The following is a 1,211-nucleotide window of genomic DNA, read 5'->3' on the forward strand; positions in this document are numbered from 1 at the left end:
GGAAGTGCTGAACAAATGCCCGCGGACCGATTTCGAGCGCGTATCAGTGACGGGCTTTCGACTTTGATGGCGTTTTTCGCTTCCGATCGGGTCGTCCTCGGGCTGTTGCCCTCCGTTTTTGCTCCTTGGTGCCCCATCAGGACGCACCTCGGGCCTGGAGCGCCAACAACGGTCGGCGCGCCAGGAACAGGTTGGCCAGCCCGAAGAGCGCGAACAGTTGCGCTTCGTTCTTCGCCAGCCCGCGGTAGCGCGTCTTCTTGTGTTTGAAGAGGTTCTTGACCACGTGGAACGGATGCTCGACCTTGGCGCGAATGCTCGCCTTCGCCCGCTCGAGCTTGTCGAGGAGTTTGCCGAGCCGGTTGGCCGGCAGCGCCTTGCGCTTGCTGCGTTTCATGGCGACGTGCCAAGTCGCCTTGTTGTCCCGGTTCTCTTTGCGCTTTTCGACGCCCTGGTAGCCCGCGTCGCCAAGGACCTCGGTCTCCTCGCCATGCAGCAGCTTGTGCGTCTGGCTCACGTCGCTTGTGTTGGCCGCCGTGGCCACCACCGCATGCACCAAGCCCGACTCAGCGTCGACGCCGATGTGCGCCTTCATCCCGAAGTACCACTGGTTACCCTTCTTCGTCTGGTGCATCTCGGGATCGCGCGCCTTGGCGCGGTTCTTGGTCGAAGGGGGCGCCGCGATGAGTGTCGCATCGACGATGGTGCCTTCACGCATCATCAAGCCTTTCTCGGCCAGGTGCGTCTTGATCACCTCGAAGATCTTGCACGTGAGCCCGTGCGTCTCCAGCAGGCGGCGAAACTTCAACAGCGTGGTCGCGTCCGGCGCCGCTTCCCGGGCCAGATCGACGCCGACGAAGCCGCGGATCGCCTGGCTGTCGTAGAGGGCGTCCTCGATCCCTTCGTCCGACAGCCCGAAGCACTGCTGAGCGACGTACATCCGCAGCATCCGTCCCACCCCGATCGGCGGCCGACCGCGGCCTTCGCCCTTCGGGTAGAACGGCTCGATTTCGGCCACCAGCGCCGACCACGGCGTCACCGCATCGATCTCAGCGAGGAACCGGTCGCGCCGCGTCTGCTTCTTCTTGGCGGCGTACTCCAACTCGGAAAAGCTCGATTGCATCGGCCCACGTCCTGTCATTCGAACACAGCCTCCATTATCTCAAGCGCATCTCTGTGCCGGGGCGCCGGCGGAGGAATAAATCAGCGATTCC

The 1,211-nt window shown here is 63.5% G+C and carries 1 protein-coding gene; it reads right to left on the reverse strand.

All coding sequences use genetic code 11. The features are described 5' to 3' along the window. Positions 1–136: 136 nt before the first annotated feature. On the reverse strand, positions 137–1,120 hold the full coding sequence (locus E6O51_RS21645) for an IS5 family transposase (protein ID WP_136387107.1): 984 nt from the start codon (positions 1,118–1,120) through the stop codon (positions 137–139). Between the last annotated feature and the right edge of the window lie 91 nt (positions 1,121–1,211).

This window comes from Pseudothauera rhizosphaerae (assembly GCF_004801305.1).
GTDB classification, from domain to species: Bacteria; Pseudomonadota; Gammaproteobacteria; order Burkholderiales; family Rhodocyclaceae; genus Pseudothauera; species Pseudothauera rhizosphaerae.

What these genes read in the sequence shown, in the direction of transcription:
- E6O51_RS21645 (WP_136387107.1), bottom strand. Translation starts at nt 1,120, where the DNA reads ATGCAATCGAGCTTTTCCGAGTTGGAGTACGCCGCCAAGAAGAAGCAG.